10 protein-coding genes are annotated in these 17,468 nt (G+C 47.5%); 5 read left to right on the top strand and 5 right to left on the bottom strand.

Going from position 1 to position 17,468, the window contains the following annotated elements; translation table 11 throughout:
- Positions 1–177 precede the first annotated feature (177 nt).
- The 3 genes from WKT13_RS04275 to WKT13_RS04285 are packed head-to-tail and all read right to left on the bottom strand — an operon-like array spanning position 178 to position 5,840.
- Entirely contained in the window at positions 178–1,551 is a 1,374-nt protein-coding gene (locus WKT13_RS04275) for an efflux transporter outer membrane subunit (RefSeq protein ID WP_340322969.1), read from the bottom strand.
- Between the two features lie 13 nt (positions 1,552–1,564).
- Positions 1,565–4,708 carry an efflux RND transporter permease subunit gene (locus WKT13_RS04280; RefSeq protein ID WP_340322970.1) on the bottom strand — a complete coding sequence of 1,048 codons (3,144 nt, stop codon included), beginning with the start codon at positions 4,706–4,708 and terminating at the stop codon, positions 1,565–1,567.
- A 13-nt stretch (positions 4,709–4,721) separates the two neighbouring features.
- A complete protein-coding gene (locus WKT13_RS04285) occupies positions 4,722–5,840 on the bottom strand; it encodes an efflux RND transporter periplasmic adaptor subunit (protein WP_340322971.1) in 1,119 nt (372 codons plus the stop codon).
- 205 nt (positions 5,841–6,045) lie between these two features.
- Here WKT13_RS04285 and WKT13_RS04290 point away from each other — a divergent pair, with 205 nt between their 5' ends.
- The 5 genes from WKT13_RS04290 to WKT13_RS04310 all read left to right on the top strand — a co-directional run bounded on the left by WKT13_RS04290 (position 6,046) and on the right by WKT13_RS04310 (position 13,209).
- Positions 6,046–7,050: a sensor histidine kinase gene (locus WKT13_RS04290; protein ID WP_340322972.1), complete on the top strand. Its 1,005-nt coding sequence runs from the start codon at positions 6,046–6,048 to the stop codon at positions 7,048–7,050.
- Positions 7,047–7,760, top strand: coding sequence for a LytR/AlgR family response regulator transcription factor (locus WKT13_RS04295; protein ID WP_340322973.1), 714 nt, complete (start codon positions 7,047–7,049; stop codon positions 7,758–7,760). Before WKT13_RS04290 ends, WKT13_RS04295 begins: the two co-directional genes overlap by 4 nt.
- Before the next feature lie 313 nt (positions 7,761–8,073).
- A complete protein-coding gene (locus tag WKT13_RS04300) occupies positions 8,074–8,697 on the top strand; it encodes a PliI family lysozyme inhibitor of I-type lysozyme (RefSeq protein WP_340322974.1) in 624 nt (207 codons plus the stop codon).
- A gap of 516 nt (positions 8,698–9,213) precedes the next feature.
- Positions 9,214–11,823 carry a hypothetical protein gene (locus tag WKT13_RS04305; protein ID WP_340322975.1) on the top strand — a complete coding sequence of 870 codons (2,610 nt, stop codon included), beginning with the start codon at positions 9,214–9,216 and terminating at the stop codon, positions 11,821–11,823.
- A 192-nt stretch (positions 11,824–12,015) separates the two neighbouring features.
- Complete coding sequence (locus tag WKT13_RS04310) at positions 12,016–13,209, top strand: hypothetical protein (RefSeq protein WP_340322976.1); 1,194 nt, start codon at positions 12,016–12,018, stop codon at positions 13,207–13,209.
- An 896-nt stretch (positions 13,210–14,105) separates the two neighbouring features.
- Here the strand turns inward: WKT13_RS04310 and WKT13_RS04315 are convergent.
- Complete coding sequence (locus WKT13_RS04315; protein WP_340322977.1) at positions 14,106–15,254, bottom strand: hypothetical protein; 1,149 nt, start codon at positions 15,252–15,254, stop codon at positions 14,106–14,108.
- Positions 15,255–15,262: 8 nt separating this feature from the next.
- Positions 15,263–17,464: a S8 family peptidase gene (locus WKT13_RS04320; RefSeq protein ID WP_340322978.1), complete on the bottom strand. Its 2,202-nt coding sequence runs from the start codon at positions 17,462–17,464 to the stop codon at positions 15,263–15,265.
- Positions 17,465–17,468: the final 4 nt, after the last annotated feature.

Raw genomic sequence — 17,468 nt, forward strand, 5'->3', positions numbered from 1 at the left:
AAATACATAAACCGAAACGTATTTTATAAACACTGTAATGTAAAACAAAAAATCCGGCATCGTCTTCATCAGATAATGCCGGTCTGCAATTCAATAATCAGATTAATAACCTATGAGAATTATGAAAACAGTATTTTATACATATATATTATTTCCCAATAACATATATATTGAAAACTATTGTCCACCGCCTAGAGCATGATAAAGATTTATCACACCCTGAATTTCATCAAAACGATCAGTTATCACATCAAGCTGAGCTTGAAGCAATGACTGACGTGCTGTAAGCACTTCCAGATAATTCTGTGAACTGTGCTGCATCAACAACTCCGCACTATGCAATGCTGAATCCAATGCATCAACCTGTTGTTCGTCCACTTTTATTTTATCTCTTGCTTTCTGCCATTGAACAAGTGCATCATTCACTTCCGCACCCGCATTGAGCAGACTTTGTCTGAAATTCAACAAGGCCTCTTCCTGCTGTGCCTTGGCAATTTTCAGATTCGCGACATTCTGTCCACGATTGAACAGAGGCTGCACCAAAGATCCTACCGCCTGTAACAACCACTGTCCGGGGTTGGTTATTGCAGCTCCTGCCGCATTGGTCCAGCCTGCTGAACCACTCAGCATAATGCTTGGATAGAAAGCCGAGCGTGCCACGTTTGTGGCATAATATGCACCAGCCAATTGCATTTCACACTGTCTGACATCCGGTCTGCGACTCAATAGTTGAAGAGGCACTCCAACAGAAACCGTATCCGGAAAAATCTGTGCGTCGAGTGTCGAACGTTCTATGGTCTGTGGAGCCATACCCACAAGAACAGATATGGAATTTTCGGTTTCGCTTATCTGTTTTTCAAGTGACAACAATGAAGCATCCACAGCGAGTTTTCCGGCTTCAGTCTGTGCAACGGCCATTTCTGTAGTTTGCCCTGCACGTTTCAAAGCTTTCATCACACGTACATTCTCTTCCCATATTTCAGCAGTCTGACTGGTTATGTCAAACTGTTCATCTAGCATAAGCAATGTATAATAACTATTGGCAATGGTTGCGATGAGTTGTGTCTGCACTGCTTGTCGATAAGCCTCGCTCTGTTCAAGAGCAACCTGCGCTCCACGCTTACTGTTAAGCAGCTTGCCAAATATATCTATCTCCCACTCTGCAGAAGCAGCAATATTATAAGTCTTTGTCGGACTGTTGCCATCAATACTTTTAAATGTACCCTGAGGTGTAAGCGACAACGACGGCAGATAAGCCAGGCGTGAGCTCATGAGTTGCGCTTCAGCCTCTTTCACTTTAAGACGAGCTATGCCAAGGTCCGTATTGCTCTCAAGTCCTTGTTCTATCAATCGCTGCAACTTAATATCCGTAAAAAGCTTACGCCACGATAATGATGCCAGCGAAACTGTATCGTCTTTATCAACCGGTTGTCTGAAAAGGCTGTCACTTACAGTTATACGCTCCGGTCGTTCATAAGATTTATAAATATGACAACCGCTCAATACTGTCGTAAGCAACAAAACCGTTATTATAGTTTTTGATGTGTTCATATTTGCTTTTATTTTATTTATTGTCAATCTGCGGCACATTTCGTTCCGGCATGAGTTTCTCCTGCAGATATTGGAACACCATAAACAATGGCGGAACTATGAAAAGCAACGCTATCGTGCCTATAAGCATTCCACCGACTGTGCCCACACCCACCGATATATTACCATTGGCTCCAACACCTGTCGAGAACATCATTGGCAACATTCCGAAAATCATTGTCAACGATGTCATTAGAATAGGACGCAGACGTATCTGGGCTGCAGATACAGCCGCCTGCATTATACTCATACCATGACGCCGGCGTTCTGAGGCATACTCCGTAAGTAGAATGGCTGTCTTTGAAAGCAAACCGATAAGCATAATAAGACCTGTCTGCAAATAAATATTATTCTCAAGACCAAATATTCTGGCAAATAGGAAACTTCCAGCCAGACCAAACGGCACTGACAGAATGACTGCCAACGGAATAAACAGACTCTCATAAAGCGCACAAAGTATAAGATAGATGAACACTACACATATTACAAATATAACAGTTGTTGTATTTCCTGCATTGGATTCCTCACGCGACATGCCGCCAAACTCAAATCCGTAACCGGTAGGAAGAGTCTGAGCTGCAACTTCTTTCACTGCCTTGATAGCCTGACCAGAGCTGTATCCTGTGGCAGGTGCACCGTTCACCTGTATGGCAGAAAACAGATTAAAACGAGTCAGGACTTCAGAGCCGTAAACCCTTGTAAGTTTCAGATACTGACTTATCGGCGTCATCTCCCCATTATCATTGCGTACAAACATATTGTTGAGCGACTCTGTATCGAGACGGAATTCGGGCGAGGCCTGTACCATCACACGATAAAGTTTCGAAAAACGGTTCATGTTCGACGCATAATTTCCACCGATATATCCGGAAAGCGTACTCAACACATCCGACGGCGAAACCCCATTACGCTTACATCGTGCTGCATCCACCTCTACAAGATACTGCGGAAATTTAGTGTCAAATGACGTTGTTGCCCGGCCTATCTCAGGTCGTTTGTTCAAAGCATCAATAAAGTCGCGAGTATATTTCAACAGATCTTCCGTTGTTCCGCCCTTCTGGTCCTGCACATACACCTCAAAGCCGCTGCTCACGCCATAACCAGGAATCATCGGACGCGTATATGCCATGACTTCCGCACTTGATATATGTGCTGTCCTACGGTTTATCTCATCAATGACTGCATCCACAGCATCCTCCTTATCAGGACGTTCACTCCAGTTCTTCAAACGGATTGTAAACATTCCGTTACACGAGGCCTGACCGCTTAACTGGGAATTACCTGTCGTATTGGACTGAAGCTCTATCTGCGGAATTGTGCGTATGCAACTGTCCACCTGTTCCATAACCTTACGTGTTTCATACACACTGTTTCCTGGCGATGTCCTCACATCCACAAACACAGTGCCCAGATCCTCGTTCGGAACGAAACCGGTTTTTGTCGTCATCATAAGAACCACGAGTCCTACACAAGCTACTGCCAGCAAAGCCCCGGCAAACCATTTACGCTTTAACATAAACAGAACTCCTGTCTTATATTTCATCACCAAACGATGAAAGGCCGTATCGAATGCCATATGAAAACGCGAGGAGAAACTTAGTTTCCTACCTTCTTTTACGGATTGATGCGGTGTCATTATTAGCGCGCAAAGAGCAGGACTGAGTGTCAACGCATTTATCAGCGATATGGCAACGGCAGCAGCCATTGTCAGACCGAACTGTGTGTAGAACGTACCCGTAGTTCCGCCGACAAAACTCACAGGAATAAACACTGCCATAAATACAAACGTTGTCGTGACCAATGCCGATGTGATACCGTCCATTGCATCTATTGTTGCAAGATAAGAAGACTTATAACCTTCGTCAAACTTTGCCTGCACTGCCTCAACAACCACTATGGCATCATCCACAACCGTACCGATGACAAGAACAAGAGCAAACAGTGTAAGCATATTAAGACTGAAACCCACCAAAGCCAGGAATGCGAATGTTCCTATCAGCGACACAATAATGGATAAAGCAGGGATAAGCGTTGAGCGCAAGCTCTGAAGAAATACATAAACCACAAGCACCACGAGTATGATTGCTTCAATCAGAGTCTCCACAACATTCTTTATCGATGCGTCAAGGAAATCCTTCGTACTCATGAGGTCGACAATCTTTATTCCTTTCGGCAATGTCTTTGATATCTCGTCCACCGTACGGTCTATCTCTTCTATTATCTCATTAGCGTTAGATCCTGATGTCTGCGCAATCATGATGTTACAACCAGGATGTCCGTTCACACGTCCCACATAATCGTATGCTCTGTTACCAAGTTCAATGTCGGCCACATCCTTCAGTCGCAGCACTTTGCCGTCGGGCAACGATTTGATAACAAGATTTTCATAATCCACCTCGTTCTCATAACGTCCACGATATTTCAAAACATACTGGAACGTATTTTCCGATTCGGCACCAAGTGTACCCGTAGCTGCCTCAACGTTCTGTTCGTCTAACACAGCGGTTATGTCTGACGGAATCAGACTATATTTTCTCATCTTGCCAGGATCAAGCCATATACGCATGGAGTATTCGTAACCAAATACATTCACCTCGCCCACTCCCGCAATACGCGACAGACGTGGTTCGATGTTTATTTTCATATAGTTGGTCAGAAACGTTTCATCAAACGAATCGTCCGGACTATATACTGCCAGCTGTTTTATGTTACTAGTCTGACGCTTACGAACGGTGATACCACTCTTGGTGACCTCAGCCGGCAATAATCCCTGCGCCGTGGCAATACGGTTCTGCACGTTCACTGTTGCCATGTCCGGGTCTGTGCCCTGTCTGAAATATACTGTTATTCTTGCCGAACCTGTATTAGATGCGGTTGACGTCATATACATCATATCCTCGACACCGTTAAGAGCTTCTTCAAGAGGCACCACCACACTTTTCTGTACAGTTTCTGCATTGGCGCCGCTGTATGTTGCCGACACACTCACCGTAGGCGGTGCTATTTCCGGGAACTGCTCTATCGAAAGCTGTGCCAGACCGATAAGACCCAGCATCAATATAAGCACAGAAATTACACATGCCAGAATGGGACGGTCTATAAATGTTCTTATTTTCATATACTGTATTATGCTATTTCTTGGTTTTCTTTATATCATCCATATTCACAGCCGTCCCTTCACGCATCAGTCCTGCACCTTCAGAAATAATGATATCACCTTCATTCAGTCCCGAAAGCACAATGTAGTTCTGACCGTCATTATATTTATATATGGTAATTGGCGTCGACTGTGTTTTACCATCAACGACCTTCCATGTGAACACACGATTCTGCAATTCATAAGTAGCAGAACGCGGAATGGAAATACAATTTTTCTGCACTGTCGGCACCACAACAGAGGCACTGCCGCCATTACGCAGCAGATGACGTGGATTCTTGAACACGGCACGCAATGTCACAGCTCCAGTACCGTCATCCACAGTTCCGCCGATGGCGTCAATACATCCTTGTTCGTCGTACGTCCTGCCATTGCTCATCGTCAGACCTACTGCCGGCATTTTCTTCTTTGCCTCTTCCAGCGATCCATATTGCTGTATAAGATCTATCATCTGGCTTTCCGCCATAGAAAAGTATGCATATATCTCCGAATCATCAGACACTGTCACAAGAGGTTCCTCCATTGTACTGCTCACTAGTGCGCCAACGCGATAGGGAATCATGCTAGCAACACCGTCAACCGGACTTTTCACTTCAGTATAAGACAAGTCGTTTGCAGCCCGTGTCACCTCGGCTTTGGCCTGTGCAACCGCCGCCTCGGCCTCACGCAACTGATTCAAGGCTGTCTGACGGTCAAAGTCCGACACTACTTTTTCCCTGTAAAGTTCATTCTTGCTGTCAGCCGTCAGTTTTGCAGTCTGAAGCTTGGCCTCCGCACTTTTCATATTAGCCCGTGCAGTTGCAAGTGCAGCCTTGTAAGGCACTTGGTCTATGACAAAAAGAATCTGTCCCCGCCTCACATTATCACCTTCGTTTATACGTATTTCCGTAATGGTACCACTCACCTGTGGACGTACCTCCACTGCCTGGCGTCCGCGAAGGGTTGCAGTATAAGCCGACTGCAAGGTATAGTCACCCTTGCTCACAATCATCATTTTGTACTTCTCACCCGGCATTGTCTGTTTCTTGTCACTGCATCCATAAACCAACGACAAAAAAAGAAATGCAAGATAAACACTTGTTCTGATCTTCATATCTCTCTATTAAATAAATATTTGTTATATATTTTCTGTTTTCATTCCGTATGCAACCATACCGTGATTGTAAAATTATGTACATTGAGTCAAAACCCACAGCATGTGGTGACCAACGGCTCATAAGTGGTGACGAACAGTCTTGAATTTTTTGTTTTCGTTCATCAAAATATCGTATCTTTGCTTTCAGGAAAAAACATAAAACATGAAACACCACATATCCTTATACATCGACATGCTGTTCTGTCTGGTAATTATGCCACTGGCCATCATGATGCTTCCGGTAGACCGTTGGATGAAAGACAACACAGCCTTTCTCATCACGCTCATAGCATATATATACATGCTATATTTTGTCTACCGCAAGGCATGCCTGCCTAAACTTTTCATGCAGAAGAAATACATACATATAGCCATACTTCTGACAGTTCTGGCCGGCATAACAGTGTTACTCACCCACTTTCCACTCCCGGCAGAACAACTTGCAAACAAAACACGTCCAATAGAAGCAAGACTCCACTTACGCACACAGACCATCTGGTTTTTCTTTCTTATCGTGACAGGATTCTCACTTGCCATAGAACTTATTTTCGAATTGTTCAGACAGATTATTTCCAAACAGGAGATTGCCGCAGAAAAAAACAAGGCCGAACTAGCACTTTACAAAGCACAGATAAATCCTCACTTCCTCTTCAACACACTGAACACCCTTTACGCACTCGTCCTGTCACGTTCCGACAAGACCGAATCCGCCTTTGTCAAATTCTCGAGCATACTAAGATACATGTGTGCACAGACACACATGGACACGATTCCGATAGGAAAGGAAATAGAATATATCAGCCAGTACACCGACCTTCAGAAACTGCGCTTGAACCGTCATACGCACGTAGAACTCAAAATCGACACAGATAATGACCAGACGCCCGTGCCACCGATGATACTTATTACTTTTGTCGAAAATGCATTCAAATACGGCACTTCGTCCGACATCGACTGCACCATAAACATAAACATAAAGACACGAGACAACATACTGTACTTCGAAACAGAGAACGACATCATGCGCACTGCCGAAAACAACAGTCACGGCATAGGAATAGCTAACTGCAGAAAACGTCTCGAACTGCTCTATCCGCACCACTTCGAACTGCACACCGGCGAACATCAAGGAAAATACAAAACTTCACTCACAATAAAATTAAGATGAAGACCATCAACTGTATAGCTATAGATGATGAACCGATGGCACTGATTGTCATCGAAAAGTTCTGCATGCGCAAAGGTGGCCTGCATCTGACCACCTTCAGCGAACCACGCACTGGTCTGGAAGAGATAAGGCGTACAAAGCCCGACATTGTTTTTCTCGACATACACATGAACAGCATCAGCGGAATCGAAATTGCCAACATGTTGCCGCACGAGTGCTGCTTCATCTTCACCACCGCCTATGCCCAGTACGCACTCGATGGCTTCAATCTCGACGCAGTGGACTTTCTGCACAAACCGTTCTCATACGAGCGTTTCGAGACTGCCGTTGAGAAAGCAATGCGACGCATCGGGACACACAAGTCTGCGAAAGCCGCCAATCTGATAGTCAAGCAGGAATATACAAACGTGAGCATACCGTTATCCGACATACTTTACATAGAAGCACTGGGCAACTATGTTAAAATAATGCGCGTGTCCGGAGGGCACGTCTTCACACGCACCAATCTGAAATCCATAACCGACATGCTTCCTTCCGAAGACTTCATACGCATCCATCGGTCATACATCATACCGATAGCGGCTGTCGCATCGTTCAGCAAAACACGCATTACTCTAAAAAATAAAGATACAGACCTTCCCATTGGCGCACAACATGCACCGGCGGTTATCAAGAAGCTGCAGGAACACATTATCTCCGAAAACCACTGACAGCATACACCTGCATAACGGATGGCCTGTATTAACCGCAGACATGTCACCACAGGATGACATACATAAATGGAGTTTGTGTAAATAATTTGTGTAAATAAAAGATATAGAAAATGCAAAAAAACAATTACTTATATCGTTAAAACCGTATAAGATTCTTATCTTTGTCCAGGAGTATTTTTTATACAACTACATGAGAGAACGCCAACCAGCAATCTACTGACGGCAAAACGCTTTACTGCTACACGTTTGCCACGTCCTCAAATTGAAACTACTATCAATCAAAATATCAATAAATTAAAAACCGATGTTTATGAATAAAATGTTCCTATTGCCGTTATCCTTGTCATTAATGATGGCATGTACATCACAAAAAAAGGAAAACGGACAGAAAGCGCAAAGCACCACGATGGCAGCAGACTCCGTGATGTCAAAAGCAACATTTGCCGACACTACGCTCACCTACCCTGGAAGCAAAGTCACATTCCACGTCAGCCTTGACGGGAAAACCCTGAAAATACAACCGTCAGGACTCACCGTGAGAAATGAGCCCGTGACTCACGACATAACCGGATACACTGTGACAAAAGCCGAGATAGGCGATCTGAACAACGACAGTTATCCAGAAGTGTTCATAAGTCTAACATCCGACGGAAGCGGAAGCTACGGACAACTCATCGGCTACTCTGTCAACAATGGCAAATCGATGAGCCAGGTGGCACTGCCCGACCTCAAGGACACACCCGAACTGAGCAAAGGCTACATGGGACATGACGAGATGGCCATTGTCGAGTCAACATTCTGTCGCCGCTTCCCGATATACAAAGACGGTGACACAAACGGACAGCCGACAGGCGGAACTCGCCAGATACAGTATAAACTCATCGATGGCGAGGCCTGCCGCATACTGAAAGTTGACAAGGTGACAGAATTCTGAACATAAACCTGAACATCAGTATGACACATAAAAGGAGCTTTTTGTTCTGACAGGAATTATTTTTAGTGCGGAATAAAAAGCTCCTCACAGAAAAGCATGACAAACACTCCCCGCATGATGAACAACAGACCTGTGGCTGACAGACATGGTTATCCCGAAAACCGGACATGACCGAAACATAAACAGACACAATGTCCACACTACCGAATCCATGCCTGACAAATTGCTCTTATGCATAGAAAAGATGGCCAAAGTCAAATGACCGGCAAACAAAAATATATCTTCATCAAAAATATAACTATCTATATTTCTGCATGTTACATATTTTTCATATATTTGCATCGGTCATAATACCTATGAACAATACATATGCCTGATCGTATAAACAGAAGGAAGGTCCGGACTATTTTTTTGTTCGTAAATATGAAAACTCAAGGTTTCTGAAACCATTCCGTCTGCATACAATTTTGCTAAACATCTTTACCATAAACAAAATAATAATTTACTTAAACCATTATGAAAAATCACTTTTACCTGAAAGTTAAAAAACTGATGCCTTTATTGCTCGTACTGACATGTATGGCATACTCAGTTCAGTCCATGGCCCTGAACAAACCAACTCTGAAAATCAACAAGACAAACTTCAGCCGTGACGCAAAATGGGACGGTTACTACTACATCGACCAGGCGAAATTCACATACGACGCCACCGGTTCTACCAGCCGTACGCTCTGTCTCTATCTTGACGGCCGGCTGATAAGCCGCACAGCACTGATCGGCGAAGCATCCACATACACACGCACGCTGCTCTACGGCGGCAACTACGAAGCATGTATCGAAGCATGGGATGGCAAAAACAAAGTTGTGAGCGACAAAATCACGTTTACCGCCGCCAGCGCCTACAAAGCCTTCGACGCTGCCTACTACGTAAGAAGCCAGATACGCCATTATCCACGAATCATCGACATCTCGTCGTTCAACGTACCTATAAGCGAGACATCATATTTCGTGGAAAACATCTGGTCGGAGAACGGTTGGGTGTCTGTAAGCGACAACGGCACCATACTCACCAAGTGCGAGCTGCACTACGGCATATCCGAAGAACAGAACAAACAAATGTGGGACTACATCGACAACACTCTTGCAGCCCTCTTACCGGAAGATGCTACCGACCTGCAGAAGGCTGTCATAATATACAGCTACTTCGGAACATACAGCAACACCGAATACTATTTCGGTCCACATTGTTACGACATCTACGGATTTGTTGAGCGTGAGACCGTATGTGACGGCATTGCAAAAGCTTTTGCAGCTTTCTGTGAGGAGGCAGGACTCAACTGCATCAAGGGCGGATCGGGCGACATTGGCCATTCATGGAACGTCATCGAGATAGACGGCATATGGGGACAGACCGACATTACCTGGGATGCGCAGGACGCAGGTGACGGACACGCCGGCTTCGGCAACTTCATGTGTACCGACAACGAGTTTATCGACTCACACACATCACAACATCAGGAAATAACATGGAGCTGCAGCGGAGTCAAGTTCCCGGCATGCACCTCAGCCGAATACCGCTCCGGTTATGAGTTCGGACCGGACAAACCGGGCGAGTTCTGGTATGCTCCTGACGGCCGGTTCTACACAAAGCGCAACGGCAACACATGGCGCTACAACCCGAACACAACCGAACCGCTCGGAAAACTTCTGAAAATAGACGACCTGCCACCACTCGACTATCTCACCGGACAGGTGCCTTCAAACGCATACCTCACAGTTCCGGAAAAAGTGGCAGTGGGCAAAAACATATATATGGCAGCCGGTGCACCGTTCAACACAAAGGTGAAAGATTACAACATGGGCTATGCGTGCACCATAACATACGACATACAGAAAGACGGCAACACCATAACAACCATAACCGGTGCGCCGTTCGAAATATCTTATTACGAGCCGCAGGAAAAGGGCGAATACACCATCGTGGCACACATAAAAAACAAATACGGCGAGACCTCCGTATCGAAAAATGTCACTGTGGCAGATATCGAAAAGATAGAACTTGACCTTTCCATATCAACAGTCAACATCCACCCCAACGGTTATGAATACAACGGAGAATTTGTAGATGGCGATTACGATTACATCATAACCGGTTCGACAACCAAGAATCTGCTCAACTTCTACAATACAAACAACACTAACGTGACACTCAGAGATGTAAACATCGATCTGAGAGGCGAAAGAGGCACGGACGAGACTCACTCTGCCATCTTCGTAAGTGACGCTTCTGTGAACCTCATACTCGAAGGCGACAACAAACTGTATGCCGGCAACGACCGTTCGGCCATCTACATGGAAGGTGACTGCGCGGCAACAATAAACGGCGAAGGCAGTCTGTATGCCAACGGAGACTGGGCTTGGGCGGCCATAACATGCGTGGACGAACAGACACTCACCATCAATGGCGGTAACATCACGGCCGAAGGCGGCGACCACGGAGCCGGCATTGGCGGAAGCTGGGGCCGTATTGGCGGAAACATCATCATCAACGGAGGAACAGTGACAGCTCTCGGCGGATACAGTTCGGCAGGTATTGGCAGCGGACACGAAACCGATGCAGGCAAGACTCCTATAATAAACGGTGGTTCTGTGAAATCAACCGGTCTCTACGCATTCGGCGGAGGCTGGGATGGTCAGGGACTCACACCGCTGAACAGTGACGGTACCCGTCTGACACTACAAAAGATTGACAACACATGGTTTGAGTCGCTGACAGTCAAAGGCAAGGAATACGGCAAACCCAACGGCACACATCCATACGACAACATGTACTATCTCTATCTGCCAGCATCGGGCGACGCAGTGCTGAACGGAGTACCGTTCCGCCTCGAAGACGGATGGCCTATCACCGACAACATAGAGAACATGGAGAACGCCGAGGGCCTCTACGCAACAGGTCAGAACGGAACAATCGTCCTGACAGTCAACAAGGCACAGCAGGTAAGCGTATGCAGCATAGACGGCGTACAGATATTCAATGCGTTCTGCAGCGAAGGCCAGCACATGGTGAACAACGTAAACAAGGGCGTTTACATCGTGAACGGCAAGAAGATCGTTGTAAGATAAATCATAATATAAAAGGAAGGCTTATACCATACTGTATAAGCTTTCCTTTCAACAAACCGATGAGGACATGTCCGGCAATATGTTCCGGCTTACCGGAAGATTACAACATTTGCATAATGTCTCTCAAACATCCAATCAGAACAATGATATTTTTTATCTAATTTATTACTAATAACTTTCTAACAAAAAACTATGAAACATTATTTTTACTCGAAACTGAAGGGATTAAATCCGTTCGTATTCATGATTGCATGCATTGCCTGTCCTGTACAGTCTATGGCACAAGACACTCCCGGTTCGGAACTTGAAAAGAAAGAACTGGACCTTACTGTATCAACCGTCAACATACGAAGCAACGGATACGAATATAACAACGAGTTTGTTGAAGGTATTTTCGATTATGTTATCACCGGAACGACAACCGAAAACATGCTCAACATCTACGATGCCAACAATCTGAACATAACACTCAAGGACGCCACCATTGACCTCAGCTCCACACGCGAGGATGAAAATGCTTATTCTGCCATTTATGTGAGCTATTCTTCCGTAAACTTCTATCTGGAAGGCTCAAGCAGTTTGCATGCCGGAGGAGACCGTTCAGCAATAAACCTGGATGGAAACAGTTCTGTCACAATAAACGGTGAAGGCAGTCTTTATGCCGAAGGCGATTGGGCTTGGGCGGCCATAACATGTGTGGACGACCAGACACTCACCATCAACGGAGGCAACATCATTGCCCTTGGAGGTACTCACGGTGCCGGCATCGGCGGCAGCTGGGGAGTGAAAGCAGGCAAGGTAATCATCAACGGAGGAACTATCAGTGCAATAGGCGGCGACCAGTCGGCAGCAATAGGCAGCGGACACGAAACCGAAGCGGGCATGACACCTGTGATAAACGGTGGCTCGGTGAAGACAACCGGTCTTTACGCATTCGGCGGTGGTCTAGAAGGTCAGGAGCTCATTCCGGTGAACAACGACGGAACAGAACTCACACTCTACAATATAGACAACACATGGTTTGAGTCGCTGACAGTCGGCGGCAAGGAATACGGCAAACCCAACGGCGCACACCCATCCGACAACATGTACTATCTGTATCTGCCGGCATCGGGCGACGCAGTGCTGAACGGAGTACCATTCCGCCTCGAAGACGGATGGCCTATCACCGACAATATAAAGAACATGGAGAACGCCGAAGGCCTCAGCGCAACAGGTCAGAACGGAACAATCGTCCTGACTGTGGACAAGGCGCAGCAGGTAAGCGTATGCAGCATAGACGGCGTACAGATATTCAATGCGTTCTGCAGCGAAGGCCAGCACATGGTGAACAACGTGAACAGAGGCGTTTACATCGTGAACGGCAAGAAGATTGTGGTAAAATAAACATTCTGCAACAGTTTTCAGAACATATATGGAAAGCCTCTCCGCCACCGTGGAGGGGCTTTCTTTTTGTCCTTCGAGTCACCCGTTTTATAGCAGAACGGGAAATGTATAAATATACAGAAACCGGGAAGACAAAATGAATAAATATACAGCGTAACTCGAAAATACGCGCGTTTTTTCGTCCGACCGCTCCTTCGGTCGCAAATTCGCGAGTTTTGAGAGGGTTTGTTATCTGCCTGTCATACAGCGGCTTACGCATTTTGACAATCCAAAGGCAAGCTCCCGGGCTTGTGATTAAGCCCGTTTCAGGGCACGATATAGGCTTTATCAGGCCCTGATATAGTGCAAACCAGGCTCTGATATGGTGCATATCGCAGGCCAAAACAGGCTTTATGACGAGGGCGACAGAATTTCCCTCTGATTCCGGACAGACTCGACGGTTGCGGAAAAGCCCATTTTGCGCGATACGACACGAAAATTTCCGTCCTCCGTTTTCTATTTTGAGAATTTATTTTGTCAAAATTTTTTACTGTCAAAAATGAATAAATATGCAATACGGAGTGCGATAGAGTACATTTCGGACAGTATGACAGCGCGCCGCCATAAGTGACAATCTGCAGACGGATGACTGCCGCGCAGAACACGCTCACGGCGGACGTGACTGCTAAAGAAAGCGGACGGAACAGAGAACAGCGCAGTGACGACAAATCCATACGGACTATGCGTATGGCGGAAACGGAAACAACAGGCTGACCGGAACCACAACAGGACGGCACAACGGCGACACACTACGGCTACGGCCGCACACAAGAAAAACACTGAACAGAAAAGGGGCGTATCGCACGGATACGCCCCTTACACTTTATGTACACTGTATAAGCTGTCCTGCCGATGGATCAGCGGTTGCTCATAAACACTGTTTTCTCCTTCTTTGTGGTCATGTCCTTATAGACGGTGACACGTATCACGAGACTGCCTTCCTGCGGTTCGGCAATCTTGCGTCCGTCGATGGTGTAATAGTCCACGCGCAGTACTTCCTTGGCAGCGGTTCCATTGTCAACAGACTCTATGGTCGTGACGGCAGAAGAATTGGCGTCGTACTCTACGTTGACGGTCTTGACAAACTCGAACAGCATGTTCTCATTCACCGTGATACTGCCGCTTCCGGCATCGTACTCAGCCACCCATATAGCCATTGGATCAAGAGTCAGCCTGCCGTTCTCGAGGTCGATGACGGCGTGAATCTTACCCATGTTGTTGGTATCCGGATAAGACATGCCGGTGGGCATGTTGGTGGCTTCGTCGTATTCGCAACCGGTGAGAATGCGGTATGTGCCATCGTTGGCATAGCCGGTGAGCGTATAGTCGAGCATAGCCTCGCCGGTCTGTGCGTCGAACGTGCCGCTGAGGTGCACGCCGTAGCCGTACTGGTCGGCCTGAAGCACGTTGTATATGTCGATGTGGTTGCCCTTTATGGTCACATAGCACGGCCTTGACTCAATGTATTCGTCCTGACTTCCGGCAGAGCCCACGTAGGAAATGTTGCCCGATGTGCCGTTGCAGCGCACGATGCTCGAGCCGTTGGCGAATGTGCTTGTCTGACGTTCCTCGCCCTGCACGGCAACCACCATGATGTCGTTGTCGCTCTCCCATGTGTCGTTGCCGGCATATGTGTATTCTATCGGACGTACAATCTCCACATCGTTCTCCGTATCCCATGGATAAAGATACACCATGTATGTGTCCATGTCGTAAACGGGTGTGCCGGAGGTGATGCTTATGCCGCCGTTCTTTTCGTTGTACTCGGCATCGAAGTCGAGACATCCCGTCATGTAGAAACCGCTCATGGTGAGTGTGGCGCTGCCCGAAGGACTGATGGTGAATGCCTTCATCGACGCCAGGTTTTTCACCCCGTTATACTCCTGTGAGTTCAATACGAGATAGTCGCCTGCCATGTCGCTGAGTGCAGGGACCTCCGTTGTGTTTTGCGCGCAAACCGATGTTGCGGCGGCCACGGCTGTGGCCAGTATCATTGTTCTTATCATCTTGCTGTTTATTGAATTATTATTTTCTTGACTGTTTGTTTTGTATTGTCGCCCGACATGCGGAAGATATACACTCCGCGTGTGGCTCCGGCGGTGTCGAACGTCAGCTCCTCGCCGCCCGCAGCGCTGCCCGCCGTGGCTGAAGCGACACATTCGCCCTGCATGTTGTAGAGCTGCATGCGTATGTCGTTGTCGGCATATCCCATGACAATGCGTACGCTGCGACCGTCGCAGACAATCATATGCGGCGACTCTGCAAGTTCTGCATCAATGCCGGTACGGATGAGTATGCTCTCCTTCACACCCTCGTATGCGTCGAGCTTGCCGTATCCCCACAGACAGGTGGGCAGGTCGTCGCCCGTGAAGGAGTCGCGGCGCGAGGTCTTCTGCATCACCTGTAGCACATTCTCCGGCGTCATTTCGGGATTTGCCTGCAACCATGTGGCCACCACTCCTGCAACGAAGGGCGAAGCCATCGACGTGCCCTGCATGTAGCCATACTCGTATTTGCCGCCGTTCCAGTTTACGGTGCAGTACTTTGTCTTGCTGCCTGTGTAGTAGCTCGAGAGCGAAGATATGATGTAGGTGCCGGGAGCTGCGACATCAGGTTTGAGCCGTCCGTCGGCCGTAGGACCGTGGCTTGAGAACGAGGCGAGCTCATTCATCTTCTCGTCTATGTAGTGAGGCACTCCGTACTGCAGGCTGTAGTCGCACGTAACGTATGCTCCCACAGACACGGTACGCTTGCCTGTACCGCCTATTTCGCCCACGGTCATCGCGTCGTTTCCGTCAACAAATCCGGGGACATCATAGCTGCTGAAGAGCGATGTCATGTTTTCGGTCCACATGTTCACGGTGCCCTTGTCAGACGATATGACGTATATGCCGCGACGGTAATCGGGCGTATTCAGATAGTTGAAGCTGAGCATCAGGTGCACCTTGCCGTTAATAGGATTCACTTCACCTTCTACCGAGAGATTGCCGGTGACGGAATCTTCGGCAAGAGTGAATTCGTAGCTGCGGTTGTCGCACTGTCCGTCGTTGAACACTGCCGGTTCGTAGACTTTCTTTATGGTGTTGCTCTTGGCACGATAGACAAAAGGCACGAACTTGATGTCCATTCCCTTGTCACACCATATCTCGGCCGTTCCCGACTGCGGGTATGTGTATTTGAAGTCGAGGAACGTCGCAAGCGTGTCAGGCAGCTCTCCTTCGAAAGTCTTGGATGCATGACATTTTGAACCGCCGTCGTTGCCTGCCGCTCCCACGATGATGCGTCCCGGACCGAGCATCTCACCGGTCAGCATGTCGAAGGTGGACGATCCGTCGCGCGGTCCGAGGTGACTGCCCAGACTGAGATTGACAACGCAGGGCTTGTTCACCGACTCCGCATAGTCGAATATGTATTTCACGCCGTCGATGACGGTGGTGTTGTCTGCGTTTATCAGTTCGTTTCCGTTGAGAGATACGAGCACGATGTCGGCATCGGTGGCAACGCCATACACGTTCTTGCCATCGGTATTATCGGCTCCTGCCGCAATGCCCAGCACGTGAGTGCCGTGTGTGGAGGCATTGGTGTCGTAGCCTTTGGCCAGTATGTCGTCGGTTGTTGTGTATTCACATCCATAACCGAAACCTGCGGGAGCCGTACCCGTGACGTTCTGGTCCCACACACGCTTTATGCGAAGCTCGCTTTTGTCGCGGGTGTAGAAGTTGGGATGGCCGAACTCAAAACCGTTGTCCACCAAGCCCACCACGACTCCTTTGCCGCGGTATTCCTCGGGTAGCGACACTCCGTTCTGCACGTCGTCCACTCGTGTATCCTTGCGGGCCTTGTCCAGACTGGCCATTACGGGTGTGCCCATTTCTATGTATCTCACTCCGTCGATGGCCGCAACCTTGTCGAGAACGTCGAGCGGTATGTCAGCCGTAAGTACATTGCCTATAACGGTTCTGACTTTCACACCGTACTCTTTCAGCATATCGGGACTGTATCCGTCGCGCAGATGGACAAAGGCCGATATGACAACACTGTCGTCCGTTGCTCCCGTCTTGAAGTAGTAGGCGCTACGGAGCTGTCTTATCTCGGCCGGAGAGCCGCTGTGTCTGACAGTCTCGACAAAATGACGGGTATATGGGGACAATTTGCTTTGTCCCCACAGACTCACCGACATTGCAGTAATAGCTGCCGATATTAACAGTCTTTTCATATCT

The sequence above is a fragment of the Prevotella sp. HCN-7019 genome (assembly GCF_037890215.1).
GTDB lineage: Bacteria > Bacteroidota > Bacteroidia > Bacteroidales > Bacteroidaceae > Prevotella.

Coding starts and splice junctions, on each gene's coding strand:
- WKT13_RS04280 (WP_340322970.1), bottom strand. CDS start 4,708: ATGAAAATAAGAACATTTATAGACCGTCCCATTCTGGCATGTGTAATT.
- WKT13_RS04275 (WP_340322969.1), bottom strand. CDS start 1,551: ATGAACACATCAAAAACTATAATAACGGTTTTGTTGCTTACGACAGTA.
- WKT13_RS04285 (WP_340322971.1), bottom strand. CDS start 5,840: ATGAAGATCAGAACAAGTGTTTATCTTGCATTTCTTTTTTTGTCGTTG.
- WKT13_RS04320 (WP_340322978.1), bottom strand. CDS start 17,464: ATGAAAAGACTGTTAATATCGGCAGCTATTACTGCAATGTCGGTGAGT.
- WKT13_RS04310 (WP_340322976.1), top strand. CDS start 12,016: ATGAAACATTATTTTTACTCGAAACTGAAGGGATTAAATCCGTTCGTA.
- WKT13_RS04295 (WP_340322973.1), top strand. CDS start 7,047: ATGAAGACCATCAACTGTATAGCTATAGATGATGAACCGATGGCACTG.
- WKT13_RS04315 (WP_340322977.1), bottom strand. CDS start 15,254: ATGATAAGAACAATGATACTGGCCACAGCCGTGGCCGCCGCAACATCG.
- WKT13_RS04300 (WP_340322974.1), top strand. CDS start 8,074: ATGAATAAAATGTTCCTATTGCCGTTATCCTTGTCATTAATGATGGCA.
- WKT13_RS04305 (WP_340322975.1), top strand. CDS start 9,214: ATGAAAAATCACTTTTACCTGAAAGTTAAAAAACTGATGCCTTTATTG.
- WKT13_RS04290 (WP_340322972.1), top strand. CDS start 6,046: ATGAAACACCACATATCCTTATACATCGACATGCTGTTCTGTCTGGTA.